Below are 24,114 nucleotides of genomic sequence, written 5' to 3'. Positions count from 1 at the left end.
TCCATTTGCCCTTTCTCTACCGATGCCCATTGTACCCGATGCAACAGCACGTCTACCACCCACTTCTTCAGGATGTTTACCTGATTGCGATATTTAAGGTATACTAAAGACACGCTGTGTTAGCAACAAAGATGGTTGGAGGAACAGATGGCTGTAGCAACGGCACGCCGCAGGTCGCTTATCGCGGCGGACAACCATGTCTTGCACAGACTGCATTCGCTTTCCGGTATCGTCCCTATCGGTATTTTCTTGGTGCAGCATCTGACGTTGAACTCCTTCGCGCTCGCCAGTCCCGCACACTTTAACGCGGTCATTGATTTCTTCAACAAGAAAATGCCCCCGCATATTCTGTTTGTGTTGGAGTGGGGCTTGATTTTTATCCCCCTACTGTTCCACGCACTTTACGGGTTGGTCATCACGGCACACGGGCAGGTGAACGTGGGACGTTACCGTTACTGGCGCAACTGGATGTACCTGTGGCAGCGCATCACCGGGGTCATCCTGATTGTGTTCATCGCGGTGCATGTGTGGGGAACGACCATCAGCCATCGCCTGTTTGGTGCGAACATCTATTACGATGGCATGGTGGAGTACTTCCGAAACCCGCTTCTCGTCGCCTTTTACCTGTTGGGCATTACGTCGGCAACGTTCCACCTGTCCAACGGCATCTGGAACTTCTGCATCCGCTGGGGGATTACGGTCAGCGAGAAAGCGCAACGAGCCTGTGCGAAGGTCTGTGTGGTCATTTTCGTCTTGCTGACCGCGCTGGGCTGGACGGCGCTGTTCGCATTTCGATAAGCACGCTGAGGTGAGAAACGATGGCAAAGCAACGTGTGGCAGTGGTCGGTGGTGGGCTCGCCGGGCTGATGACGGTCATCAAAATTGCGGAGCAGGGATTGCCTGTAGACCTGTTCTCGCTGGTGCCCGTGAAGCGCAGTCACTCCGTGTGTGCGCAGGGTGGCATCAACGGAGCGGTGAACACCAAAGGCGAGGGCGATAGCCCCGAAGAGCATTTCGATGACACGGTGTATGGTGGCGACTTTTTGGCGCACCAGCCTCCCGTCAAAAGTATGTGCTACCGCGCACCGGGCATTATCTACCTGCTCGACCGCATGGGAGTGCCCTTCAACCGTACCCCCGAAGGCTTTCTGGACTTCCGACGCTTCGGAGGCACCAAGCATCACCGCACCGCTTTCTCCGGTTCTACGACAGGTCAACAGCTGCTGTACGCGCTGGATGAGCAGGTGCGTCGCTTTGAGGTGGACGGGCTGGTGCACAAATACGAAGGCTGGGACTTCTTAGGCATCGTGCAGGATGCAGATGGCAGGTGTCGGGGCATTGTGGCGCAAAACCTGCATACGATGGAAATCCGCGCCTTCCGAGCCGACGCGGTGGTGATGGCAACGGGCGGACCCGGTTACCTGTTTGGCAAGTCCACTAACTCCATTATCAATACCGGTTCCGCTGCCAGCATCTGCTACCAGCAGGGTGCCTACTATGCCAACGGCGAGTTTATTCAGGTACACCCCACCGCCATCCCGGGCGAGGACAAACTGCGCCTGATGTCCGAAGCGATTCGCGGGGAGGGCGGACGGGTGTGGGTTCCCAAAGACCCCTATGATAAGCGCCACCCGCGCGACATCCCGGAAAGCGACCGCTGGTACTTCCTCGAAGAGAAATACCCCGCTTATGGGAACCTGGTGCCGCGCGACATCGCCACACGCGAAATCTTCGAGGTGTGCGTGACACAAAAGCGCGGCATCATGGGACGCAACGAGGTGTATCTGGACATCACGCATCTGCCGCGCGATTTGATCGAGCGCAAGCTGCTGGGTATCCTCGAGATTTACACGAAGTTCGTAGGTGAAGACCCGCGAGAAGTGCCCATGCGCGTGTTCCCGGCGGTGCACTACTCGATGGGCGGACTGTGGGTGGACTACGAGCGCACGCCCGACGGCTTCCTGCACCCCGAAAGCACCCGCAATCAGATGACCAACATCCCCGGTCTTTACGCGGCGGGCGAGGTAGACTATCAGTACCACGGGGCGAACCGCCTGGGCGCAAACGCATTGCTGGCGTGTATCTTTGGCGGTGAAGTGGCGGGCAACGCTGTGGTTCGTTATGTACACGGGCTGGAAACGACGGCAGATGCCCTGCCCGAATCCCTGTATGAGATCGAGCGTCAGCGTCACGAACAGGACTTCCAGCAGATACTGAAGATGAGCGGCGACGAAAATCCCTACCGCCTGCATCAGGAGCTGGGCGAGTGGATGACCGATAACGTCACGGTAGTTCGCTATAACGAGCGGCTTCGGCAGACGGAGGAGAAGATTCTGGAGCTGATGGAGCGGTGGAAGCGTATCAACATCACCGACTCGTCGCTGTGGACGAACCAGATTGTGCCGTTCACGCGCGCCTTGCGTAACATGCTGATACTGGCGCAGGTCATCACGCGGGGCGCACTGCTGCGCAACGAAAGCCGTGGGGCGCACTACAAGCCCGAATATCCCGAACGCAACGATTCCCAGTGGCTCAAGACCACGATGGCGCGCTATACTCCGGACGGACCGGACATCTTCTATGAGCCGGTGGATACTTCGTTGATACCACCGCGCACCCGCAAGTATGACGTGGATAAGAAGGCGACTTTACAGCCGCAGCCGGAATTAGCGGCTCCGGTTGGTGCCAAGGACGACAGGGGGGCAACGGTATGAGCGACATCAAGAGTGTGGTGCTGAAGGTCAAGCGTCAGGACAATCGCGATAGCAAACCCTACTGGGAAGAGTTCGAGATACCCTATAAGCCGCGCGCCAACGTCATCAGTTGCCTGATGCACATCCGGCGCAACCCCGTCAACCGACAGGGCAAGCCGACCACTGCGCCCGCATGGGAAGCCTCCTGTCTGGAAGAGGTGTGCGGCACCTGCACGATGGTCATCAACGGCAGAGTGCGACAGTCCTGCTCCGCGCTGGTAGACGAGGTGGGCAAGCGCGTGGACGGACATCTGGAAATCACCCTGGAACCGATGACCAAGTTCCCAGTGGTGCGCGACCTCATTGTCGACCGCAGTGAGATGTTCGAAACGCTCAAGCGCATCAAAGCATGGGTGCCCATCGACGGCACTCACGATCTGGGTCCGGGTCCCCGTATTCCCGACAACATTCGCGAGCTGCGGTATGAGTTCGCCCGGTGCATGACGTGCGGATGCTGTCTGGAAGCGTGTCCCAACGTCAGCTCCCACTCGAACTTCATCGGTCCTGCGGCTCTGGCGCAGGTGAAGCTGTTTAACCTGCACCCGGTGGGGGCGACACTGGAAGACGAAAGGTTCGATGTGCTGGCGGGTCCCGACGGACTGACGGGCTGCGGCAACGCGCAAAACTGCGTGAAAGTGTGTCCCAAAGGCATCCCGCTGACCCGGGCTATCGCCGAGCTGAATCGGGACATCATCGTGAACAGGTTGCGCAAATGGCTGACAAAATAAAAGCCCCGCCGGGAATATCCTTTCCTGCTCCGGTAACTCATCAGGAGTTCTATACCGCCACGGATGGCACTCAATGGCTGATGGAAATTCACGTCCAGTGGTCGCCGAGTTTTGAAAGCCGTGTACGCCTGCTGAAGATGCCCGAGCGTATCTCCGTCAGCCTCCCCTCCAATTTGCCCTACATCGAGGTTGTCCCCGAAAACATCCGCGAAGCGGCTCTGGATGGGCCTTTCAACCTGCAAGCCATCACGAACTATTACCTGCAGCGATGTCTGGCAATGTTACGGGAGTATGTAGAACGGTTCGGCAATACCCTGTAAGATGACTATCAGTTTGCCGATAATGATGGATGTTGCGCAGTGTTCGTGGACGGCAATCCGACTATCCTTCCTCAAAGAGAAATCAAATGAAAAACGCTGTTTGGTCCGGCGCTTGTGTGCTGGTTGTCGACGACGAGCCCCTCATCGGCGAGGCAGCGTCGCGTATCTTGCGCTCGTACGGCTACACCGTGATGGTGGCATACAACGCTCAGGAGGCTTTACAGATTCTGGCGCAACAGCGAGTGGATATCTGCCTGTCCGACCTGCACATGCCCGGCATGGGGGGTAAAGTTTTCTTCAAACATCTGCATCAACAACATCCAGAAATCCCCGTGGTGGTGATGACGGGTGATGACTCCGTGGAGGTCATGCGAGAGATCCTGGATTGCGGAGTCAGCGACTATCTGGTCAAACCCTGGCGTTCTCACGAACTGCCTATCGTCATCGAGCGCAACATCCGCCGCCACCAACTCTGGATGGAGGAGCAGAAACGGTATCTCTGCAAACTCAATGAAGCCTACTCCGACATGCTGGAGGCACTGCTGAGCGCGCTGGAAATCCGTGAGAAAGAGATAGAGGGACACTGTGAACGGGTCACCTCCTTCACCATGATACTGGCGGAGGCGATGGGTGTGCCTCACCAGCAATATCCCGACCTCGAGCGGGGCGCGCTGCTCCACGATGTGGGCAAAATCGGCATCCCTGACAGGATACTCTTCAAGGAAGGCCCCCTAAACGCCGCTGAGTGGGAAATCATGCGCCAGCACCCTGTCATCGGCTATCGGATGTGCATGAAGGTGCGCTCCCTGCAGAAGGCGGCGCAGGAGATCGTGCTCTGCCATCATGAACAGTGGGATGGCAGCGGCTACCCGCAGGGGCTGCGCGGAGAGGAAATCCCGCTGGGGGCTCGCATCTTCGCCGTGGCAGATACTGTGGACGCCATGACATCCAACCGCCCCTATCGCTCTGCGCTCTCGCTGGAGGAGGCTTCGGCAGAGCTGGAGCGATGCGCAGGCAAACAGTTTGACCCGCAGGTCGTGAAGGCTTTCTTCAGCATTCCCACCAGCGTTTGGGAAACGCTGATAGAGAACCTGAGACTGAACGCGCGCCCTCCCTCCATTCCAGAAGAAGACGTGTTTATGGACAAAGTGGCATAACCGTTTACCCCTTCAGTCCCGTCAGCACCACGCCGCGGATAATGTGCCGCTGGAACAGCAGGAACATCAGCAGCACGGGCAGTGTTGCCAGCACCGCTGTTGCCATCACCAGACCGTACTGCATACTGTATCGCCCCAGAAAGATGGTCAGCCCGACGGGCAGGGTGCGCATCTCGATCTCGTTGGTGGCAATCAGGGGTAGCATGAAGTCGTTCCATCCACCCAGAAAGGAGAATATCGCCAGCGTTGCCAGCGCGGGCTTGCTGAGAGGCAGGATAATGCGCCAGTAGATACCTGCCCTGCCGCAACCGTCGATAAACGCCGCTTCCTCTATCTCGCGCGGGATGGTGAGGAAGAACTGTCTCAGCAGGAACACACCGAACGCCCCCGCCAGCCCCGGCACAATCAGCGCATAGTAGGTATTGAACCAGTGCAGCTTCTGCAGGATGAGGAACACGGGAATAATGGTGACCTGTCCGGGTATGATGAGCGTGGACAGCACGACAAAGAACAGGATGTTTCTGCCCGGAAACTCCAGCCGCGAAAAAGCGTATGCCGCCATCGAACTGAGCAACAGGTAGGTCAGTGTGCCCGTACCCGCCACAAACAGGCTGTTCCAGAACCAGCGCATCACCGGCGCCTCTTCCGCCCGTTTGAACAGCTCCTGAAAGTTCTGAAGGGTGGGCTCCTGCGGGATCCAGTGCGGCACCGGCTGGAAAATCTCGTGCTCGGGCAGGATAGACATCACCAGCATCCACGCGACAGGCATCAGAAAAAGCAGAGCGGCTGCCGTCATCAGTAAGTAAAGCAGGAAGCGAACAAACGAAAAGCGCATCTGTTTATTCCTCCCTCCTCGTGGACAGTAACCGGAACTGCAGCAGCGTAAAACCCAGTACGATGACGAACATGACGTATGCCACCGCGCAGGCGTAGCCCATGCGGTACAGGCTGAAACCCGTTTGATACATGTACAGCACCACCGTGAGCGTGCTGTAGTGCGGTCCGCCGCCCGTCAGGATGTAGCTTTGCCCGAACACCTGCGACGAGCCAATCAACGACATCACCAGACAGAACAACAGCGACGGTTTCAGCAGGGGCAGGGTGATGTGCCAGAACCTTCCCCAGGTACCCGCCCCGTCGATACGTGCCGCCTCGTAGTACTCTTCGGGGATGCCGCGCAGTCCCGCCAGATAGATGAGCATGTTGCCGCCTGCGCCCCACCAGATGCTCATCAATGCGAGCGAAGGCATGGCGGTCTGCGGACTGTTCAGCCAAGCAACAGGCTGGAACTCGCCGGGCAGGTGCAAGAACTGCCATACCACCTTCAGGTAATAGTTGAGCAACCCGAACTCGGTGCTGTACATCCACCGCCAGATAATCGCCACCACCGCCACCGACAGAATGACGGGCAGGTAGAAGATGGCTTTGTAGACATCTTCGCCACGAATACGCGCGTTCAGTCCCAGAGCAAGCAGCAGCGAAACCGCGTTTCCGGGAAGCACCGTCAACAGGGCAAAATAGCCTGTATTCAACAGGGCGATACCGAACAGGTCATCCCGGAGCAGGGCGCGGTAGTTGGCAAAGCCCACGAAGGGCTTCTGTTCGCCCAGCACGTGCCAGTTGTGCAGGCTGATGAAAAACCCCCACACTACCGGCACCAGCACGAACGCCACAAACAGCACCAGATAGGGCGCGATGAACAGGTAACCCACCAGCGCCTCATGTCTTTTATGAGCCGGAAGAGCCAGTAGTTTCATGGTCGGTCAAGCACCTGCTGGATTCGTCGTGCCGCCTCGTTCAGGGCGTCCTGTGGGCTTTTGATTCCCAGCAGGGCAGCCTCGATGGCGGCATCGTAGAAGGGCATGATCTCGGTGGATTTGTGCGAAGCGGGTTCAAACACCACATAGGGCAGTTGCTTTGCGAAGGCGTATTGCACCCGCATCTGCCGAAAGCGCGGCTGGTTTAATAACGAACGCCTCACGGGTATCTGCCCACCCTCTGCCCAGTCCAGACTGTGGTCGGAAAGGTAGCGCATGAACCGCCAAACCAGCTGCGCCCGCTGTGGCGAGAGGTCTTTGGGCATACACAACAGGTGCGAACCACCCCATACTGCCCGCCTGGGTCCGAAGGACGGCACAGGCGCGCCCGCGTACTCCAGCCCTTTTTGCTCCTCCACACTGGAGAGCATGTAAATGCCCTCGATTGCCATCGCCACCCGCCCCTGCCGGAAGCCCATCCACGAATCGAAGCCCTCGGGCTTGGGGGCGACGCCGTATCGGGTGATGATGTCGCACATCTGCTGGGTGGCTCGCACGGCGGGAGGCTCGGCAAGCGCCGCGCGCTTCAGGTCGGGTGAAAGGATGGAACCTCCATGCTGGCTGATGAAGGTAATCCAGTTGGTGCGCAGCCAAGTGAAGGCGAAGCCCCACTGGTCGGGTCGTCCATCGCCATCTTTATCCTTCGTCAATCGGCGCGCGGCATCCAGAAACTCCTCCCATGTTTCAGGAGGTTTGGGGTTGCCCTGTGCGTCCACAATCCCTGCCTCGCGGAACAGCTTCAGGTTGTAGTACAGCCCCTGCGGGTGGCAGTCCAGCGGCAGTCCTACCTGCTTGCCCGCATACTGTCCCGCTTTCCAGATGTTGGGCAGGAAGTCGGAAGAGTTAAAGCCTTTATCCGCCTCGATGAGGTCGTCGAGCGGGCGAAAGACGCCGTAACGGGCGAACTCGGCGATACGGTTGGCGTGGCAGATGAACACATCGGGTGCGCCGCCGTAAGCGAGGCTCAGCACCAGTTTGTCGTAATAGGTGCCCCAGGGGATAATCTGCATCTTGACGCGGATGCCTGTCTCCCGCTCGAACTGTTTGACAATCTTCTCCATCGTCGCGCCGTCGGGACCCGTGAAGCCGTTCCAGAAGCGAATTTCCGCGCTGGCGACGTTGCCGGAGTGTTTACCGGGCGAACAGCTCACCAGCAGCAGGCTTAGGAGGCAGAGGACAATGATTGAACGCAGGCTAAAGCCTGCGGCTACACATGGCATCTATCCCCTCCGCACAACGCCCCTTCGGCTGAAGAATCCCTTTTGTGTTTCGAGAAACATGACCAGAATCTCTGCTGCGCTGCCTGTCTGTTTCAACACGCCCACCCCGGGCATGTAGCATTTGTGCGTGTCGTTGTATACCGTGCTGGCGGGGCGGCTCCACGTTCTGCCGCCGTCGGTGCTCCAGACGCACTTCACGTCCATGTTGAGGCGGGGTGGAGGCGTTCCCGGTTTATCAGGCACGGGGCGGTCCTGGTCCGTGATGAATACGCACAGCAGCACCTTATCCCACAGTTTCACCACCCACGGCGCGAGCGCCATAAAGGTTGTGTCGTTCGGCTGATAGACCACACGCCGTTCTTCGCGTGTCCAGCTCCAGGTGCGCCCTCCATCGAGTGATTCCACACAGCGTATCACACCCGCATGGGGAGGGAAGGTCTGCACGCTCTCCAGCACGCACAGCAATCGCCCATCTGTCAGCTCCACCACGCTGGCCATGCCGTCGCGTGAGAGGTGCCCGGGGTCATGTGCCCGGCTGACAGTCACCGGGTTCTCCCACCATTCCGTGTGAGGGTTCCAGGTGTGCATCCGCACCCACTGGTGTCCGCTGAACCTCTCGCGCCAGGGAGTGTACTCGTCATCATAGTAGCACTGCAGCACGCCGCGCCGCGTTTCAAACAGGAATGGCGCCCACAGCCCCCGGCTCGGTCCCTCTCCCTCAGGACGCACTTCAAACACGGTAGAATGGGGCTTCCACGTCTTACCGCCGTCTGCGCTGCAAGCGACCTTGATGGAGTAGTACAGCGTCTCACCCCTGTAGCGGTTATGGCGGTAGACGTAGAGCAGTTCACCGCGGCGGGTGCGGCAGAGGTTGCCGTCGCCGAGGTCAGTGGCTGCGTCGGGGTCGGAAACGATGGTACCCACTCGCTCCCATGTGCGTCCGCCGTCACGGCTGCGCGACAGCAGAACGAATACCCCATCGGCGCGTGCTTCGGTGCGTGCGGCGAGCACGTCGCCGCCGGGCATCACCAGAAACCCCTTTGCTCCTTCTGCTGGGTGAATTTGCGCAGACCACGAGAGGTGCATGGGTTACCTCACTCTCGGCGCCTGTCTGGGTTCAGTACTTGGTCCGTCCACATACGGTTTGCCATCTCGCCAGTAGAGCCTGTCCAGCCGGAGCGTGCGCCCCAGCGGGTTGGAGCCGTACAGCGGTTCGTTCTGGTCGTCCCACGCATGGTACAGCATCCACATCTCCCCCGAAGGCAGGCGTACAATACACTGGTGTCCCGGGCTGTACACCTTGCCCGGCACGGTCTGCAGGATGCGTTCGGCTTTGGTGTAGGGTCCCTTGAGTGAGGAAGCGGTCGCATAGGCTACCGCGTAGCAGGCATCGCGCTTATAACTCTGGAACCAGCCGCCAGAGTAGAAAAGGTAATAGGTGCGGTTGCGGTAGAGCATGGTTGGCGCTTCCACGATGCCCTTCTCCCAGTCGCGGTCGGGACGCAGCAGCACGGTCTTCTCTTCGCTGACGCGCAACAGGTCAGGCGTCATGCGGCGCAGCACAATCGCACGAGGGTCTTCCTCCGAATATATCAGGTAAGGGGTGCCGTCTTTGTCAAAGAACACGGTGGCGTCGATCACCCCCACGCGGTTGTCGTCGCCGTGCACCAGGATGGCGCGATGGGTGAAGGGACCGAGTGGGTTCGTCGAGGTGGCGATGCCGATGTCGTGTTTGCCGGTTTCCGGGTTGCGGGCAGAGTAGGTCATATACAGCACGCCGCGATGCTGTATCACCTCGGGCGCCCACAGGTGTTCGCGCGACCACGGGGGACAGAACGCGCTGCCTTTATGCGTCCAGTGCACCAGGTCGGGCGACTCCATGACCTGAAAGTCATACCCTGAGGAGTGCGTAGCGTAGGCGTAGAACTTGCCGCGATAGACCAGCACATGAGGGTCAGGGAAATCGCGGGCGTACACGGGGTTGGTATAGGTTGCCATAGGAACCTCCATCTGTCTGACTTGTGTCTGCGATCCTGCCTGCTTTTGCCGGTAAAGGGGGAACGCCCCTCTCCCGAAGTGTCGGGAGAGGGGTCTGGGGTGAGGGTTTCCCTTACCGGTTTTGTCCTTCCCGATAGTTGCAGCGGTCGTTCCAGCCGGAGAAGTTCTGCCGCCACATAGTGGGCGTGACCGTCTGCCCACCCTTCTGCACGTCGTCGCCAATGCGCCGCCAGGTCTGTCCCCAGGTCATGTACTTGGCGTGACCATCGGCGAACACGTAGTTGGAACCGCCCTGGTTGCGCTGTGAGATGGTGCTGCCGGTGGTTTTGTTGTGGCGTCCGTAGGCAACGTTAGCGGTGAAGTCGATGCATACATAGCCCTCATCCGCTTCCCAGGTAGCCACCTGATGCCACTGAGCATTATTGATGCCCGGCACGCTCTCCACAATCTGGATGGCTTCTGCGGGCTTTTCCAGAGCGGACAGCTTCAGCGCGTTCCAGGGTCCGTTCGGGTAGTCACTGATGTTGATACGGTAGGAACCCGGAATGTTGTCCGCGTCCGGCTTATCAGGCAGGTTGCTCCAGCCGTCGTTCCACAGTCCGCGTGGATAGCTCTCGCTGTCCGAAGGGCACTGGTAAATCTGCTTGTTCTTCACGTAGGGCAGTAGCACGTAGTCCCAGCCCCACATGGGGTCTTTGTAGCCCCAGCATTGCGGACACGAGGTATCGGGCTCGTCGTTGAACCATGCCTTGGGCAGATACTCGTCATGGTCCTGCGCGAACATCTGCAGAGCCAGTCCCAGCTGCTTCATGTTGGACAGACAGGATGCCGCCCGTGCCTTCTCGCGAGCCTGGGCGAACACCGGGAACAGGATCGCCGCCAGAATCGCGATAATCGCGATGACGACGAGCAGTTCGATCAGTGTGAACGCTTTGCGTTTGGACATTTCAGATAACCTCCTCTGATCTTTGTCATGTTAGTCCATGCGACCAGTAGCGATCGCAAATTGGTACCGCAACCGCAGTGATACTATTACCGCCCTCCGCCGGTTGCGGCGCCCGGCGTTTGCGAGGGTTGCACATACCCCGGCGGACGATATGCCTCCGGCGGGTATTCACCGGGTTTGCGTGGCCCTCCTGCGGTGAAAAACCGATAACCGGCTATCGCCAGCACCGCCAGTATCACTACGACGACCACAACCCCCACCCAGCCGGGGATCTCTCGCTTCAAGCCCGATGAGCTCATCCGTTTTCACCTCCTTCCTGCGCGACCACTGCTTCGGTGCGATTGGCCCGTGCCCGGACAGCGTAGTGCAGGCGCAGCACCAGGTCCTGTTCGTAGTTGCCGAAGCCCCGCCCAAACAGGTTGAAACCTCCGATATGCTCCGCATCGGGTTTCACGCCGATACGTACCACGATGGGATGGTGAGGCGCCAGCATCAGGTCGGCAAGGGTGGTCTCGGAAACCGGTGTGCCGTCCACATAGCTGCCCTCCGCGTCCACCGACCAGATTTTCAACATACCGTACTGGGTCATGTAGTCGTTCCACCATGCGGGGTTCAACCGCCCGCGCTTCCCGCCAAAGTCGCCCGGTGATGTCCACGTGCCTATCTCCACGCCGTTCACCCACACGGTGATGTCGGAGGGATAGTCGTTGTCGTAGTTGGGCGCTTCCGAGCAGACCTCCACCAGCAACTCGAGGCGGCGTATCTCCACCCCCGCGCCGAGCGAGCAGGGGAACACATACTCCACAAAGCCTTCTGCCATCCACAGCAGCTGCGCGGTGGCGCGCTCGGGGTCAAAGAAGGACTGCGGGTCATCCAGGAAGCCGATGATGCGCTCGCGGTTCGCCAGTCCGCAGGTAGGTGTGGGGTTCACCAGTGTGTACAGCCCGACGGGCATCTCGACCTCCTCCACGCGGTCTTCCAGAGGATGCGTGGGCTCGAAGGAGATAATGAACCGGTCATACGCCAGACGGCAGCGCTTCTGCATCCCCTGCACGCCGGGTTTGTACTCGGTCTTGATGAGCCCAACCTGCTCCAGCAGCTGCGTGTGCTTGGTCACCGCAGGCTGTGAGATGCCCAGCGCCTGCCCGATTTCGTTGATGTTGCGCTCGCCCTGCCCAAGCAGTTCGAGGATACGCACCCTCGTTTCGGAAGACAGCGCTTTGAACAGCTCGACACTGTCCGGACCATGTACTTCCAGAATATGCGCCCGCATGGCACACCCCAAAAGCATAACCTGTTGGATATTATTATAACTGATTGAATATGATTATGCAAGGGGTGATATGCTTTCTGCGGCGTGGGGTGAAAAAAACCGTGTTTCGACGGGGGACAGACTCGATCGGTCCAAGCTGCCCTCCGATTTGTCCGACTCCCTGTGCCGTCACTAATCTCCCGAAGAGTGGCTCGCGGGGCAACCGGAGGCAGTGCGCAAACGGTTTACCCATTCGGAACTGGCGTTTACCGTGAGTTTCGTTCTGTTGACTCCAGAGGGGGAACACCGTTTACAGGAATGGAACCTCCGCTACCTGTTGAGAGAGGAGAACGTGAGGTAGCCAGCCCGCTGTTTAGAAGAGAAACAGTGAAGGCGCGGACATTTCAGGACAGGCGATGTCTCCACATTGCGGGAGAAGGGGCTTGCTGACTTCCTCACAGATTTTCGCTATAATAGAACTGCCTATATCCCCGCAGGAGGGTGATGAACATGTCTCGCTTAAGGGCATTCACGCTGATCGAGCTTCTCGTCGTGATTGCCATTATCGCCATACTCGCGGCAATCCTGTTTCCCGTGTTCGCGCAGGCTCGCGAGAAGGCACGGCAAACCACCTGTCTGGCGCACCTGCGGCAGCTGGGGCTGGCGTTCGCGATGTACCGCACCGATTACGACGGGCGCAACGCGGGCAACGGCGACGGCAACTGCATGGGCGGCTGGGTGAGCGAGGCATGGCCCGCGTGGATGCGCGGTTTCTGGTGGAACTCTGGTGCGCAGTGGGTGCCCTGCATCTACGCCGTGCCCGTCGGACAGGAGACCACCGCACCGGTGAACCCCGAATGGCTCGCCGTGAAGGGACCGCTCAGCGGCGTGCTCTATCCGTACGTCAGGAACGCCGGGCTTTACATCTGCCCGTCGGACCCGCGCGAGGAGAAACTGCTGAGTTACTCGATGAACGCCGGGCTGGCGTTCATCCCCGAAACGGCCGTGGAGCGACCCGCCCGCGTTGCCCTGCTCATCGACGAGCAAATCACGCTGAACGACGGCGCGTACCACCCCGTGAACGCCGACTGCCCTTCCATCGTGCATCACGGCGGGGCGGTGTTCCTGTTTTACGACGGTCATTCGCGGTGGCTGAAGGCGACCAAACCGCCCGTGCTGTGGAACTGCCCGCAAAGCGTATCCGATGAGGTGTTCTGCTGGAAAATCCCCATCACCGACGCCGAGTCCAGCCGATACAGCTGGTTTTGCCAGCGAGAATAGCGTTGGGGTACAATCGGACAGGATACCCACTTCATGAGGAGGAAACGATGAGCGCACCGCTGTGCCCCGATTGTCGGATCGAGATGGAAGCCCAAACCTATTACGGCGTCGTCGTGGACGTGTGCCCTGCCTGCGCAGGCATCTGGCTGGACGAGGGGGAACTGCGCGCGTTGATGCAGGTAGACCCACTCATCCTGCTGAGCATTGAGGACCGTGCGCTCCCGGACGTCCAGTATGATCCAGATGAGACTGTGCAACGTCGTTGCCCGCGATGCGCGATACCGCTGCACCCATACCGCTACCTGTATGACTCGCCAGTGGAACTGGACGGATGTGAGCAGTGTCATGGTATCTGGGTGCAGAACGGCGAGCTGCGCAAGGTGTTCGAGGAGCTGCACGCCCGCGAGAGCGCGGAGGACGAGGAAAGGCGGCAACTCGCCATTGCGCAGTATGCGATCGAAAGCCAGCAGCAGGTCGAGCGGGCGAACTGGCTGGCTTCCCTGTTCAGCCTGCTGCGCAAGCGGGTGCCGCCGTTTTCGGGCTTTGGATAGAAAGCGATGGGTGCTAATGCGTGGCTCAGTCTCGGCTCTAATCGGGGCGACCGGCTGCAACACCTGCGCGAGGCGGTTCGCCGCCTGCATACCCCGCAGGTGCAGGTGGTGCGTTGCGCCAGTGTGTATGAGACCGAGCCGGTGGGCTACGACACGCCGCAACCGCTATACTTGAATACGGTCGTGCAGGTGGACACCACGCTGGAGCCGCTCGAGCTGCTGGAGCATGTGCTGGCGGTGGAGCAAGCGGGCGGGCGCGTGCGCACCCACTACGGCAGTCCCCGCACCATCGATATCGATATTGTTCTGTACGAGAGCGTGCAGATGCATACCGAACGGTTGACCCTGCCCCACCCGCGAATGCATGAGCGCGCCTTCGTGCTGATACCTCTGCTGGAGATTGCGCCAGATTTGACGATGCCCGACGGCACACCCATCTGTGAATTGCTGAAACAGCCTGCGGTGCAGGCGCAGAAGGTGTGGAAGCTGCAAGATGCCGACCTATCGCTTTGAAGCAGTGGACGAGACCACCGGACGACCCGTTGTGGGCACGCTGCAGGCAAGCGACGAGCAGAGTTTGCAGCAGCTGTTGCGGGCGCGCGGCTTCGTAGTGCAGCGCATCATCTCCAAGACGGACAGTGCCGTGCAGGCGGCTGCCCCACCCCAGCGCACCAACCGCCGCGCCGAACGCGCCACTGCCAGCCTGCACGCGCGCGCCGTCTTCTTCCGGCAGCTGGCATCCCTCCTGCGGGCGGGCAATAACCCTGTTTCCGCGCTCAGCCAGATTGCCGACCAGCCTTCCATGCCCGAATCGTTGCAGGCGGCGGCGCGTGCCATGCTCGCAAACGCCCATCTGGGACAGTCGCTCTCCGAGGCGATGGAACAGTTTCCCCGCCTGTTCGCGCCGCACGTGGTGGGCATGTTCCGCGCGGGCGAGCTGGGCGGCTCGCTGGACATCATCTGCGACGAAATCGCCGCGCACTACGAACAGGAACACGCCCTGTGGCGCAAGCTGTGGATACCGCGCCTGTTGCTGTTGAACGGCATCGGCATGTTGTTGCTGGTGCTGCCGCTGTTCCCTGCTTTCTATTACGGCATGGGGCGCGGGGATGCATCGCAGTTCTATCAGCGCTACGTTACCCTGCTTCTGACGCGCTCTCTGCCCATCCTTCTGGCGGTCATGTTGGTCACGGCGGGCGTGTGGTGGTTTCTGGATTTGCCCGCCAACCGCCGCTGGAAGGATGCGGTGGTGATGCGCCTGCCAGTGTTTGGGGCGTTGAACCGTCAACGTGCGCTCGCCGCTTTTTTGCGCACCCTGCACCGCATGTTCGCCGCGGGAGTGCCCGCCATCAGCGCGTGGGAGGCAGCCGCTCCGTCGGCAGGCAACGTCTTCGTGAGGGAGAAACTGATCGAGGCGTTGCCCATCATCCGACAGGGACAGAGCATCGACCGCGCGTTGCAGGCGACGGGACTGTTTGACTGGGAGACCATCAGCCTGGTCGCCGCCGGACAGCAGAGCGGGGAAATCGCCGCCATGCTCGACCGCGTGGCAGGCTATCACGAGGAGACCCTGCGCGAGCGCTATCAGCGGGCGTCCTTCGCGCTGATACGCATCGGCTGTCTGGGGATGCTGATTTTGGGCGGCGCAGCGATGCTGTGGATGGCGCACACCTATTACCAGGGCATGTTCCGCTTTGTGGACGAGTTTTTCCAGACGCCATAGGGGGAGAACGATATGCCTGTCTATCGTTACACCGCAAAGAATCAGCAGGGCGGCACGGTAACTGGTCTCGTAGAGGCGGAGGACACCCGTCGCGCGGCGGGCATCGTGCGGGAGATGGGCTTACTGCTGTTAGACGTCCGCCCCGAGCGCACGGTGAACAGGCAACAGGCGGAACAGGTCGTGATGCAGAAGGTGGTCTACCCGGTGTACTCGGGCGTATCGGTGCGCGATTTGGCGGTGTTCTACCGCCAGATGGCGACGGCGGTGCGGGCAGGGATCCCCATCCATCGCGCGCTGCTTTCGGTGGCGGAGAACACGGGCAAGCCGCGCCTGCGCCGCGTGGTGCAGGCGGTGGTGAACGACCTGATGGCGGGCAAATCGCTGGCGCAGGCGATGAGCAAGCACCCGCACGTCTTTGACGAGCTGCAGCTCGCGCTGATTCAGGCGGGCGAAGAGGGCGGGCTGCTGGAGAACATGCTGGAACGCCTTGCGGACTATCTGGAGCGCGACTACAAGCTGCGCCTGAAAATCCGCGCGGGCACGTTCTACCCCAAAGTGCTGCTGCTGGCGGGCATCTTCATCCCCAAAATCCCTGTGCTGGTGGTCGGCGGGGGGCTAATACCATACCTGCGCGAGACGGTCGGCTGGGCGGGACCAATCCTGCTGGCGGTTCTTGCCGTCGTAGCGGTGGTGCGCATCCTGTTGCAGGTAGCGCCGTTGCGGGAGGCTTATGACTCCCTGAAGCTGATGGTGCCGGGCATCGGTGGGCTGGTGCGGCAGATGGCGATGGCGCGTTTCAGCCGCGCGATGGCTGCGCTCTACGCCGCAGGTGTCTCCCTGCCCCGAGCGATTGCCGTCGCCGCGCTTGCCGCCGACAACTATTACCTGACCAAACGCCTGCGCGGCGCGATCCGAGAGGTAGAGCATGGGCAGTCGATATCGGAAGCCTTCCGTCGCACGGGGGTGATGCCGCGGCTGGTGCTGGACATGCTGTGGACGGGCGAAAGCACCGGCAATGTCGATTCGATGATGGACAAAGTTGCCGAATATTATGAACAGGAGACCGACGTCAAAAGCGGGCAGGCGGTCGTCGTGCTGAGTGTGGGCGTGTATCTATTGATTGCGCTGTGGATTGCCAGTATGATTATCGGCTTCTGGCAGGGATACGCTGGCGGAGGAGGAGCGCTTTTAGGAGAGTAACACATGCTGCGGATGCCGGAGCGAGACTACTACGAGGTGCTGGGGGTGCCTCCCAACGCCACTGACGAACAGATTCGTCGGCGGTTCCGCGAGCTCGCCCGCAAATACCATCCGGACGTGAACCGCTCTCCCGACGCCGAGCGGCTGTTCAAGGAGATTACCGAGGCATACCGCGTGCTGACCAGCCCGTCACTGCGAGCGGATTACGACCTGATGCGCCATCGGGCACAGCAGGCGCGAACGGGCAGCGGTAGAACCACCAGCAGCACGCCCCCGCCACGCTCGCGCCCTGCTTCTTCGCAACAACACACCCAGCAACGCCGAACGACCACTGATTTCTCGTTTACCTACACGTCTGCTCGCAGCGCGGAACTGGAAGTGCAGCAGCTGCTGCAGAACGCCATGCTGGCATATGCACGCGGTAGCCTGCACGAGGCGGCTTCTCTGGCGAAGCGGGTATTGCGCCTGAACCGCCACAACGCACAGGCATACGAGATCCTGGGCGACGTGTACAGGCAAGAGCGACGCATCGAGGAAGCCATCGCCATGTTCACCTGTGCCCTGCAGTGCAACCCCCGTCTGGAGAGCGCACAGTCCAAGCTGGATGCCCTGCTGCGCCAGCGTTACTTCGCCGGCACGCCGCCGTCTTACACCTCTCCCCCTGCCATTTTATGGGCGCGCTACGGTACCATACTCGGATGGGCAGCGGTGGTGATGCTGGTGCTGGCGCCGTGGTACCTCGCGCTGGAGGTGGATGGCACGTTTCAGGGCATCGGTTTTATCAGCCGATGGAGTATGGCGCTGGTACTGTTGATGCTCACGGCAGGCATGATGTCGGGCGCGTTGATCTCGCTGAGCGGAGCGGTGGAGCCGATCGCGCAGGTGGTCTGGTGGCCTCATCGCCAGGGAGTACCGCAGGCGCGTCTGGCGGTAGCCGGGCTACTGGGGGTGCTGGGGCTATTTGCTTTCTATGCGGCGGCGTTTCTGTACCTGCTGATAGCCTCTACCCGGAACGCTTTCCACCGTACACTCAACCGGGCGGTCGGGGTGGTTGTAGGGTTGACACTGGGCTTTCTGCTCAGCTATGCGCCCGGACGCGAACAGGTAGCCCTGTTTGCGCCCAACCTGCTGTGGCTTGGGGTGCTGTGTGGCTGGGCGTTTGGAGACTCCATCCGTGTGCAGCGGGAGAGACGGTAGCTCCTAAGGGATGACCTTTAGCGCCTGCCCGTCATAGTCGAAAAGGAGCGCAGCGATGCGGTTTTGCCTACTGCCACGCGCGGAAACGGGGAAAACCCTCACGCCCGAAGAGTCCGGAAGTTTGTCACACGACAGCCGCAGGAATATTTTCCAAAATAATTGCATTAACCCGCGAAAACACGTGTTTTTGCAACGGGGATGTGATACAATATGGCGAAGCTAAATGTTAGCGTGATAGAAGTAGCCGTGACGCATCAGGGTTAACCACGCTGTTCCGACCGGTGCCGGGTAAGAGCAGCAGGCCATCCCTGAAAACAAGGAGGAATCTCGATGAGGCTCAAATCTTTCAGGCTTCTGCCTGCGGGATGGGCGATGGCGATGCTGCTCCTCACCGTTCAGGCACCGCTTTCGCACTCACAGCAGGCGAAGCAGTCCCCTCCCCCTTCGGGAGGCTTTCCCTTCATGCCGGGTAGCCCGCTGGATATGCTGCTGGCTATCCCCGGTCTGGATCCCCCCTTGCAGTATCAAACCTCTGTGGCGCACACCCGCCCCGAAAAAGCCAACGCCAACCGACCTGTCGGTCCTGCGTATGTGCGGGAAGGACTGGGGCTGGGCAACGAGGGTGTGGTGCAAGCCGGTCGCTTCCCTCTGCCTTTCGGCACCAAAGGCGAGAGGGTCGCGCTGGCGTTTTTGAGCGGAGAGTACGTGCCCCCCGAGGGCGAGAAGCTGCAGCCCGCGCTGGCGCAGCTGGCGCAGTCTACAGCGCTCTCGGCGCAGGGCATGGATGCGAAACGCGCGGTGTACGCCTTCATTCTGCTCAACGACAGGCTGGATGAGGGCATGCAGGCGTGGCTGCAGGAGCGCGGGGTGGAGCTGTTCGGCTTCTACCCGCACAACGCCTACCAGGCGCGCATTCCGGTAGACGCGCTGAACGCCGTGTCGGCGCATCCGCAGGTGCGCTGGGTCGGTCAGCCCTACCCCCTCCAGAAGCTGGACCCCGAACTGCTTCTATTTATGGGCGGGCAGACCAGCGAGCGCATCGGGCTGTATGTCAACCTCTTCGCGCCCGATGAGGGCGCACGCGGGGCGGTGTCCGCGCTGGTGGCGGAGACAGGCACCTACGACCCCTCGTTGGCGGTGATGTATGTGGAGGCGGACGCTGCTTCCATCAACCGCCTGCTGGACATAAACGCGGTGCTGTTTGTGGAGCCGGTGCGTCCCGCATACGCCATGCACACCGAGTCACAGGCGTCCATCAGCGCGGACCTGCTGTGGTATTACCAGCACGACGGACGTCCCGAGGGCGGACGCCCCATCAAGGCGGGGGTAATGGACACGGGGCTCAGCTTCCACTGGGACCTCAACAACATCTGGGGAGGCACCGCCGGCTATAACCGCACCACTGAGACCAACTGGTGGGACGACGTGCACGGTCACGGCACGCACGTGACGGGCACTTTTATGGGCGAAGGCGGCATTCAGGCACGCTATCGCGGTACGGCGCAGGGGCTGCAGGATACCAACGTGGATGGCTATGACCTCCTCATCAGCAAGGTGTTCCGTCGCGCAGCGGACGGGCGCGGTGTCGCGGAAGGCAACTCGGTGTACGAGGGTTTGCTGGATATGCAGGGACGTGAAGCACGCTACAGCCGCCAGGTGTTCAACTACAGCGGTGGTTCCAGCGGCACGAACCTCGCCGGTACGGATGCGCAGTCCCGCAAGGTGGATGAGATTTTCCAGCAAAACATCGTGCCGGTGATTGCCGCGGGAAACGACGGTCCTGGTGCGAACACCATCAGCGCCCCCGGCGTGGCGAAGGGCGCGTTCACCGTCGGCGCGATTTACGACGACGACCCGAACTATGTAGACCGCGTGACGGACTACTCGTCGAGAGGCGCAACGGGTGACGGTCGTGTAAAGCCCGACGTGGTGGCGCCCGGCTCGTGGATCGATTCTCTGAGCAACACGAACAATTCTGGTTACAGGTACGGCTGGAGCGGCACCTCGATGGCTACTCCGCATGTCGCCGGGTTGGTGGCGGGCATGATCGGGCATTACAACTTCCCCGCGTGGGCGACCAAAGCGGTCATCCTCGCCAACACGATTGACCTCGGCGTCAGCTCCGCCGCTCAGGGACGGGGCAAGGTCGACGCCATGCTCTCGCATTACAACGTGGACGGCTGGTGGCACGTGTGGTGGTGGAACAACGGCGGTACTGGCGACCTTCGCACGGTGGACTTCAACCTGCCGCAGACCGCCACCTTGCTGCGCGTGGTGCTGGTCTATCCCGACGCTCCCGCCCCATCGGGTGGTAGTGTCGCCCTCAAGAACGACCTCGACATCTATCTGGATAGAGCCCCCTTCTCCAGCGGCGCCACCGGGGAGTGGTCTTCCCTCTCCTCGCGGGATAACGTAGAGGTCATCACCATCACCAATGCGGGTGCGGGTGACTACCGTATCAAGGTGTACACCTACGCGCAACGCGAAGGTTCTTCGCAGTCGTGGTCGGTGGCGGTGCGCGCGGTGTATGGAGCGGTCAACCCGAATATCACGCAGGTCTTTCAAACCCCTGTGGCGGTGAAGCCGAATGTAGATTTCGACGTCATCGGCTGGGCGCGCGCCGACTCCTTCGTGGCGTCGGGTGTGTTCGGGGACATCTCCCTGCTCAGCTCGGGCATCAGCCGCAACAGCATGACCTACGTGCGGTACGCCCCCAACGGCGCAGAGGAGAGTTTCAATCTCGGCAATCTCTCCGGTATGAATCAGGGCAACATCCCTGCCGGCTACTGGCGACGCCTCGTGTGGAACCTTCGCGGTACCAGCGAAGGCAGCAAGAGCGTCCGCTACCGCGTGCGCTCCATCAACGGCGCCGACGGGAGTGTCACCAACACCATCATCGTGGACGGTACGAGCCCGACCAACTGGCAGGACTTCTGGCCCGACTGGGCGAACACCTCCGCGCCTTCCTGCTGGATCAAGGTGCGGGACGAGCTTTCCGGACTGAACACCAGTGCGCTGTACTACTGGTACTGGACGGCTGGCACGGGGACACAGGGACCGTTCGCATGTAGTACCGTCGCTTCGAACGGCAGCACCGCGCTGGAGTGGATCTACGCCGCGAGCGTGCCCTTCAATCAGGAGGGCGGTAGCGGCGAGAACCAGGTCTACTTCCGCGCCTACGACCGTGCAGGCAACTACAGCGACAGCGGCTGGCAGGTCGTTAAGATCGACACCACTATCCCGCAGGACTGGCAGAACTTCTCCGTGACCGACGTGGGCAGCACCGGGCTCACGCCGACCTGCATCGTGCAGGTGCGGGATATCCTGTCGGGGTTAAGTATCTCCAGTGGGGGCTGGTATCGCTATTCTACGGATGGAGGATCGACGTGGAGCGGGTGGCAGTTGGGCACGATCACGGGTTCGGATGGCACCAACGCCTTCCAGACCATTAGCGCGCCGAACGTGCCCTTCAACCAGCAGAGCGCGTCTGTCAACCGTATCCAGTTCGCGGCTCGCGACGTGGCGGGCAACTGGTCATACAGTCCCAGTTACACCGTGGCGACCAGATACACCACTTCGCTGACAGTAGACAATGCGTCCGGCACCATCGGTCACTCGGTGGTACTGCGAGCCACGCTCCGGCGCGTTTCGGATAATGCGGTGCTGGCAAGCAAAACCGTACAGTTCAACGTGGATGGCAGCAACGCCGGCAGCGCGAACACCAACAGCTCAGGGGTCGCCTCCCGCGCGTGGACGGTGACGGCAGGCGTGCTGGGCAACGTGCCGATGAGCGCGTCATTCGGTGGCGACGCCGATTACCACGGCAGCTCCGGCAGTGCCACCTTCCGCCGATATGCCGATACCACCGTCTCGGTAGCCGATGCGTCGGGCACGCGAGGCTCCTCCGTGACGCTGAGCGCAACCCTGCGCCGAGCACACGACGGCGCGTTGATTGTGGGACGCACCCTGCAGTTCAAGGTGGACGGCTCGGCGGTAGGCAACGCCACCACCAACTCCAGCGGCGTCGCCAGCATCGGCTATACCATCCCCGCAGGCGCAGCACTTGGCGCGCACACCATCGAGGTCGTCTTCGCCGGGGATGACCCGCTCAACCCCAGCAGTAGCACCGGCACGCTCACCGTGGCGGCAAGCACTCGCAAGGTCAGCGGTACGGTGGACCTGCAGGACTTCAGCGGAGACCCCAGTACTGTCTCGGTCACCATTGAAATCCGCAACCCGGGTGACACCAGCCCGTTGGAGACACACGTCGTCACCCTGAACGGCAGCAGCCAGTACTCTTTCAATACCACGCGCAACGGCACGTTCGACGTGGCGGCGAAGGCGTCGCACTGGCTGCGACACACCCGCCCGAGGGTCGCCATCACCGGCGATGTCACCGTGGACTTCAGCGTGGTCAACGGCGACGTGGATGGCGATAACGAGGTGACGCTATTCGACTTCGGTGAGCTGGTGGCAGCCTTCGGCAGCCTGCCGGGCGACAGCAACTGGAACCCCAGCGCCGATTTGGACGGAGATGACGAGGTGACGCTATTCGACTTCGGCATCCTCGTGCGCAACTTCGGCGCGATTGGGGACGACTGAGAAGCAACAGGGATGCCCTGCACAGGGCATCCCTCAACACCACGAAAGGAGAAACCAACGATGAAAGTTCGCCTTTTGCCCGTGCTGGCGATGCTTACCATGACCGTAAGCGCGTGGGCACAAACCAACTGGAGTTTCAAGTGGAACCAGCCGTATACGTGGAAGCTCGCTTCCCACGAGTCGCGCGTGTTCAGCTGCGAGCAGCCCCGCCCCCTCGAGAAAGTGGCGATGGATGACTGGGTTTGCACCAAAACCGGCCCCATCGTGCGGGTGAGCTGGTGGGGCGTGTTGCTCAATGCGGCTCAGTACAGCAAACGATGGAGCTACTACATCGCCATCTACCGTAACATTCCCGGCACCTGTCAGCCGGCGCCAGAACCGATTTACCGCACTTGCATCCGCCCCGACGTGATCCGCTACACCGGCAGATGGGACTGCACGCAGAAGCGGGTGTTCTACTTCTCCGCCCGCCTGCCGACGCCCTTCATGCAGCGTGCTGAGGAACACTACTGGGTCCAGATCTCGGAGTCAGACAAGGAGAGCGCGCGCCCCGAACAGGAGGACTTCCGCTGGTCGGCGCATCGGGAAGTAAAGCTGTGCCCTGCAGGGCAGTTTCCCCCGTGGACGCAGCCGCTCATCGACGCCTGCGACGGTGGGAGAGACGACCTGGCGTTTCGGCTCTATTCACGCAGTATCACGGGACATGTCAACAGCGATGCCTATGTCGGCAAACGTTATGCCACACTGGAAATCCGTACCCCTGACGGAGAAATCGCCGATGTGCAGCACGTGGAACTGGACGAGGACGGCGATTTCGAGGCCGACCCTGACGTGCCGGACGGCAGCTATGACCTGGTGCTCTTCTTCGGTAGCGCGTTGCCTGCGGTGCAAAAGGACGTGGAGATGGGAGACGGCAGCGTTCGGGAGCTGAGCTTCTTCGACATCTTCTTCGGCGACCTGGACGGTGACGGAGAAGTGAGCCTGTTCGACTTCGGTATTCTGGTCAGGAACTTTGGACGGATGGTGGAGGAGTAAAACCCTCGGCTTCAATCTGGCAGGGACGGGTAAGTTGCTTACCCGTCCCCGTGCCGCACCCCCTGCAACCACGCTCTGTCCCGCAGGAACGCCCTCTCTCGCTGGCGAATTTTTTGGAAGGCACCGCGTTACCCGGTGAAAACCACGATCGAGTTGTAAACAGCCGTAATGTGTCATTCCTGGTGCATCCTTTGTTATTCTGGGCGAATTAAGGACTCTCGGAAAGCATCGATGGGCAGAAACGAGATGCTTCGCTGACGCTCTGTTAGTATAGACGTGGGAAAGAGAACATGATACACTCTTTCCACACACCGCCGAGGGGCTGGGACGTTCT

21 protein-coding genes are annotated in these 24,114 nt (G+C 60.7%); 13 read left to right on the top strand and 8 right to left on the bottom strand.

Annotated elements, in window-relative coordinates; genetic code table 11:
* Nucleotides 1-147: 147 nt before the first annotated feature.
* The 5 genes from K6U75_13735 to K6U75_13715 all read left to right on the top strand — a co-directional run bounded on the left by K6U75_13735 (nucleotide 148) and on the right by K6U75_13715 (nucleotide 4,958).
* Nucleotides 148-798: a succinate dehydrogenase gene (locus K6U75_13735; GenBank protein MCL6476101.1), complete on the top strand. Its 651-nt coding sequence runs from the start codon at nucleotides 148-150 to the stop codon at nucleotides 796-798.
* A gap of 20 nt (nucleotides 799-818) precedes the next feature.
* Nucleotides 819-2,714 (top strand): succinate dehydrogenase flavoprotein subunit, encoded by a 1,896-nt coding sequence (gene sdhA, locus K6U75_13730; GenBank protein MCL6476100.1) that lies wholly within the window; start codon nucleotides 819-821, stop codon nucleotides 2,712-2,714.
* Nucleotides 2,711-3,481: a succinate dehydrogenase iron-sulfur subunit gene (gene sdhB / locus K6U75_13725; protein MCL6476099.1), complete on the top strand. Its 771-nt coding sequence runs from the start codon at nucleotides 2,711-2,713 to the stop codon at nucleotides 3,479-3,481. The genes sdhA and sdhB overlap by 4 nt, the downstream gene beginning before the upstream one ends.
* The gene (locus tag K6U75_13720; GenBank protein ID MCL6476098.1) at nucleotides 3,466-3,801 is read left to right on the top strand and encodes a hypothetical protein; all 336 of its coding nucleotides are present in this window, start codon (nucleotides 3,466-3,468) and stop codon (nucleotides 3,799-3,801) included. The genes sdhB and K6U75_13720 overlap by 16 nt, the downstream gene beginning before the upstream one ends.
* Nucleotides 3,802-3,887: 86 nt before the next feature.
* Nucleotides 3,888-4,958: a response regulator gene (locus tag K6U75_13715; protein MCL6476097.1), complete on the top strand. Its 1,071-nt coding sequence runs from the start codon at nucleotides 3,888-3,890 to the stop codon at nucleotides 4,956-4,958.
* Between the two features lie 4 nt (nucleotides 4,959-4,962).
* Here the strand turns inward: K6U75_13715 and K6U75_13710 are convergent, their stop codons facing one another.
* The 8 genes from K6U75_13710 to K6U75_13675 form a co-directional block, all read right to left on the bottom strand.
* Nucleotides 4,963-5,793 (bottom strand): carbohydrate ABC transporter permease, encoded by an 831-nt coding sequence (locus tag K6U75_13710; protein MCL6476096.1) that lies wholly within the window; start codon nucleotides 5,791-5,793, stop codon nucleotides 4,963-4,965.
* 4 nt (nucleotides 5,794-5,797) lie between these two features.
* Nucleotides 5,798-6,715, bottom strand: a complete 918-nt coding sequence (locus tag K6U75_13705; GenBank protein ID MCL6476095.1) for a sugar ABC transporter permease — start codon at nucleotides 6,713-6,715, stop codon at nucleotides 5,798-5,800.
* Nucleotides 6,712-7,995, bottom strand: a complete 1,284-nt coding sequence (locus K6U75_13700) for an ABC transporter substrate-binding protein (GenBank protein MCL6476094.1) — start codon at nucleotides 7,993-7,995, stop codon at nucleotides 6,712-6,714. The genes K6U75_13705 and K6U75_13700 overlap by 4 nt, the downstream gene beginning before the upstream one ends.
* Nucleotides 7,996-9,081, bottom strand: a complete 1,086-nt coding sequence (locus K6U75_13695) for a glycoside hydrolase (GenBank protein ID MCL6476093.1) — start codon at nucleotides 9,079-9,081, stop codon at nucleotides 7,996-7,998. It abuts the gene before it with no gap.
* 3 nt (nucleotides 9,082-9,084) lie between these two features.
* Nucleotides 9,085-9,993, bottom strand: coding sequence for a glycoside hydrolase family 43 protein (locus K6U75_13690; protein MCL6476092.1), 909 nt, complete (start codon nucleotides 9,991-9,993; stop codon nucleotides 9,085-9,087).
* Between the two features lie 112 nt (nucleotides 9,994-10,105).
* Nucleotides 10,106-10,939 (bottom strand): DUF1559 domain-containing protein, encoded by an 834-nt coding sequence (locus K6U75_13685; protein ID MCL6476091.1) that lies wholly within the window; start codon nucleotides 10,937-10,939, stop codon nucleotides 10,106-10,108.
* An 86-nt stretch (nucleotides 10,940-11,025) separates the two neighbouring features.
* On the bottom strand, nucleotides 11,026-11,238 hold the full coding sequence (locus tag K6U75_13680; protein MCL6476090.1) for a hypothetical protein: 213 nt from the start codon (nucleotides 11,236-11,238) through the stop codon (nucleotides 11,026-11,028).
* Entirely contained in the window at nucleotides 11,235-12,212 is a 978-nt protein-coding gene (locus tag K6U75_13675; GenBank protein MCL6476089.1) for a metalloregulator ArsR/SmtB family transcription factor, read from the bottom strand. Before K6U75_13675 ends, K6U75_13680 begins: the two co-directional genes overlap by 4 nt.
* 489 nt (nucleotides 12,213-12,701) lie before the next feature.
* On the opposite strand from K6U75_13675, the gene K6U75_13670 reads away from it, so the two are divergent.
* The 8 genes from K6U75_13670 (at nucleotide 12,702) to K6U75_13635 (ending at nucleotide 23,780) form a co-directional block, all read left to right on the top strand.
* Nucleotides 12,702-13,472 carry a DUF1559 domain-containing protein gene (locus tag K6U75_13670; protein MCL6476088.1) on the top strand — a complete coding sequence of 257 codons (771 nt, stop codon included), beginning with the start codon at nucleotides 12,702-12,704 and terminating at the stop codon, nucleotides 13,470-13,472.
* 47 nt (nucleotides 13,473-13,519) lie between these two features.
* Nucleotides 13,520-14,023: a zf-TFIIB domain-containing protein gene (locus K6U75_13665; GenBank protein MCL6476087.1), complete on the top strand. Its 504-nt coding sequence runs from the start codon at nucleotides 13,520-13,522 to the stop codon at nucleotides 14,021-14,023.
* Between the two features lie 6 nt (nucleotides 14,024-14,029).
* Nucleotides 14,030-14,536 (top strand): 2-amino-4-hydroxy-6-hydroxymethyldihydropteridine diphosphokinase, encoded by a 507-nt coding sequence (gene folK, locus K6U75_13660; GenBank protein MCL6476086.1) that lies wholly within the window; start codon nucleotides 14,030-14,032, stop codon nucleotides 14,534-14,536.
* Entirely contained in the window at nucleotides 14,517-15,746 is a 1,230-nt protein-coding gene (locus tag K6U75_13655; protein ID MCL6476085.1) for a type II secretion system F family protein, read from the top strand. Before folK ends, K6U75_13655 begins: the two co-directional genes overlap by 20 nt.
* Before the next feature lie 12 nt (nucleotides 15,747-15,758).
* On the top strand, nucleotides 15,759-16,946 hold the full coding sequence (locus K6U75_13650) for a type II secretion system F family protein (GenBank protein ID MCL6476084.1): 1,188 nt from the start codon (nucleotides 15,759-15,761) through the stop codon (nucleotides 16,944-16,946).
* Between the two features lie 12 nt (nucleotides 16,947-16,958).
* Nucleotides 16,959-18,143: a J domain-containing protein gene (locus K6U75_13645; protein MCL6476083.1), complete on the top strand. Its 1,185-nt coding sequence runs from the start codon at nucleotides 16,959-16,961 to the stop codon at nucleotides 18,141-18,143.
* Nucleotides 18,144-18,473: 330 nt separating this feature from the next.
* Nucleotides 18,474-22,745, top strand: coding sequence for a S8 family serine peptidase (locus K6U75_13640; GenBank protein ID MCL6476082.1), 4,272 nt, complete (start codon nucleotides 18,474-18,476; stop codon nucleotides 22,743-22,745).
* A 60-nt stretch (nucleotides 22,746-22,805) separates the two neighbouring features.
* Entirely contained in the window at nucleotides 22,806-23,780 is a 975-nt protein-coding gene (locus K6U75_13635; GenBank protein ID MCL6476081.1) for a hypothetical protein, read from the top strand.
* The last annotated feature ends 334 nt before the right edge of the window (nucleotides 23,781-24,114 follow it).

Source organism: Bacillota bacterium (assembly GCA_023511455.1).
Taxonomy (GTDB): Bacteria; Armatimonadota; HRBIN16; order HRBIN16; family HRBIN16; genus HRBIN16.
This window is presented reverse-complemented; position numbering and strand designations above follow the sequence as displayed.

What these genes read in the sequence shown, in the direction of transcription:
- K6U75_13720 (MCL6476098.1), top strand. Translation starts at nt 3,466, where the DNA reads ATGGCTGACAAAATAAAAGCCCCGCCGGGAATATCCTTTCCTGCTCCG.
- K6U75_13685 (MCL6476091.1), bottom strand. Translation starts at nt 10,939, where the DNA reads ATGTCCAAACGCAAAGCGTTCACACTGATCGAACTGCTCGTCGTCATC.
- K6U75_13665 (MCL6476087.1), top strand. Translation starts at nt 13,520, where the DNA reads ATGAGCGCACCGCTGTGCCCCGATTGTCGGATCGAGATGGAAGCCCAA.
- K6U75_13700 (MCL6476094.1), bottom strand. Translation starts at nt 7,995, where the DNA reads ATGCCATGTGTAGCCGCAGGCTTTAGCCTGCGTTCAATCATTGTCCTC.
- K6U75_13705 (MCL6476095.1), bottom strand. Translation starts at nt 6,715, where the DNA reads ATGAAACTACTGGCTCTTCCGGCTCATAAAAGACATGAGGCGCTGGTG.
- K6U75_13710 (MCL6476096.1), bottom strand. Translation starts at nt 5,793, where the DNA reads ATGCGCTTTTCGTTTGTTCGCTTCCTGCTTTACTTACTGATGACGGCA.
- sdhA (MCL6476100.1), top strand. Translation starts at nt 819, where the DNA reads ATGGCAAAGCAACGTGTGGCAGTGGTCGGTGGTGGGCTCGCCGGGCTG.
- K6U75_13690 (MCL6476092.1), bottom strand. Translation starts at nt 9,993, where the DNA reads ATGGCAACCTATACCAACCCCGTGTACGCCCGCGATTTCCCTGACCCT.
- folK (MCL6476086.1), top strand. Translation starts at nt 14,030, where the DNA reads ATGGGTGCTAATGCGTGGCTCAGTCTCGGCTCTAATCGGGGCGACCGG.
- sdhB (MCL6476099.1), top strand. Translation starts at nt 2,711, where the DNA reads ATGAGCGACATCAAGAGTGTGGTGCTGAAGGTCAAGCGTCAGGACAAT.
- K6U75_13645 (MCL6476083.1), top strand. Translation starts at nt 16,959, where the DNA reads ATGCCGGAGCGAGACTACTACGAGGTGCTGGGGGTGCCTCCCAACGCC.
- K6U75_13675 (MCL6476089.1), bottom strand. Translation starts at nt 12,212, where the DNA reads ATGCGGGCGCATATTCTGGAAGTACATGGTCCGGACAGTGTCGAGCTG.
- K6U75_13735 (MCL6476101.1), top strand. Translation starts at nt 148, where the DNA reads ATGGCTGTAGCAACGGCACGCCGCAGGTCGCTTATCGCGGCGGACAAC.
- K6U75_13650 (MCL6476084.1), top strand. Translation starts at nt 15,759, where the DNA reads ATGCCTGTCTATCGTTACACCGCAAAGAATCAGCAGGGCGGCACGGTA.
- K6U75_13670 (MCL6476088.1), top strand. Translation starts at nt 12,702, where the DNA reads ATGTCTCGCTTAAGGGCATTCACGCTGATCGAGCTTCTCGTCGTGATT.
- K6U75_13640 (MCL6476082.1), top strand. Translation starts at nt 18,474, where the DNA reads ATGAGGCTCAAATCTTTCAGGCTTCTGCCTGCGGGATGGGCGATGGCG.
- K6U75_13655 (MCL6476085.1), top strand. Translation starts at nt 14,517, where the DNA reads ATGCCGACCTATCGCTTTGAAGCAGTGGACGAGACCACCGGACGACCC.
- K6U75_13680 (MCL6476090.1), bottom strand. Translation starts at nt 11,238, where the DNA reads ATGAGCTCATCGGGCTTGAAGCGAGAGATCCCCGGCTGGGTGGGGGTT.
- K6U75_13715 (MCL6476097.1), top strand. Translation starts at nt 3,888, where the DNA reads ATGAAAAACGCTGTTTGGTCCGGCGCTTGTGTGCTGGTTGTCGACGAC.
- K6U75_13695 (MCL6476093.1), bottom strand. Translation starts at nt 9,081, where the DNA reads ATGCACCTCTCGTGGTCTGCGCAAATTCACCCAGCAGAAGGAGCAAAG.
- K6U75_13635 (MCL6476081.1), top strand. Translation starts at nt 22,806, where the DNA reads ATGAAAGTTCGCCTTTTGCCCGTGCTGGCGATGCTTACCATGACCGTA.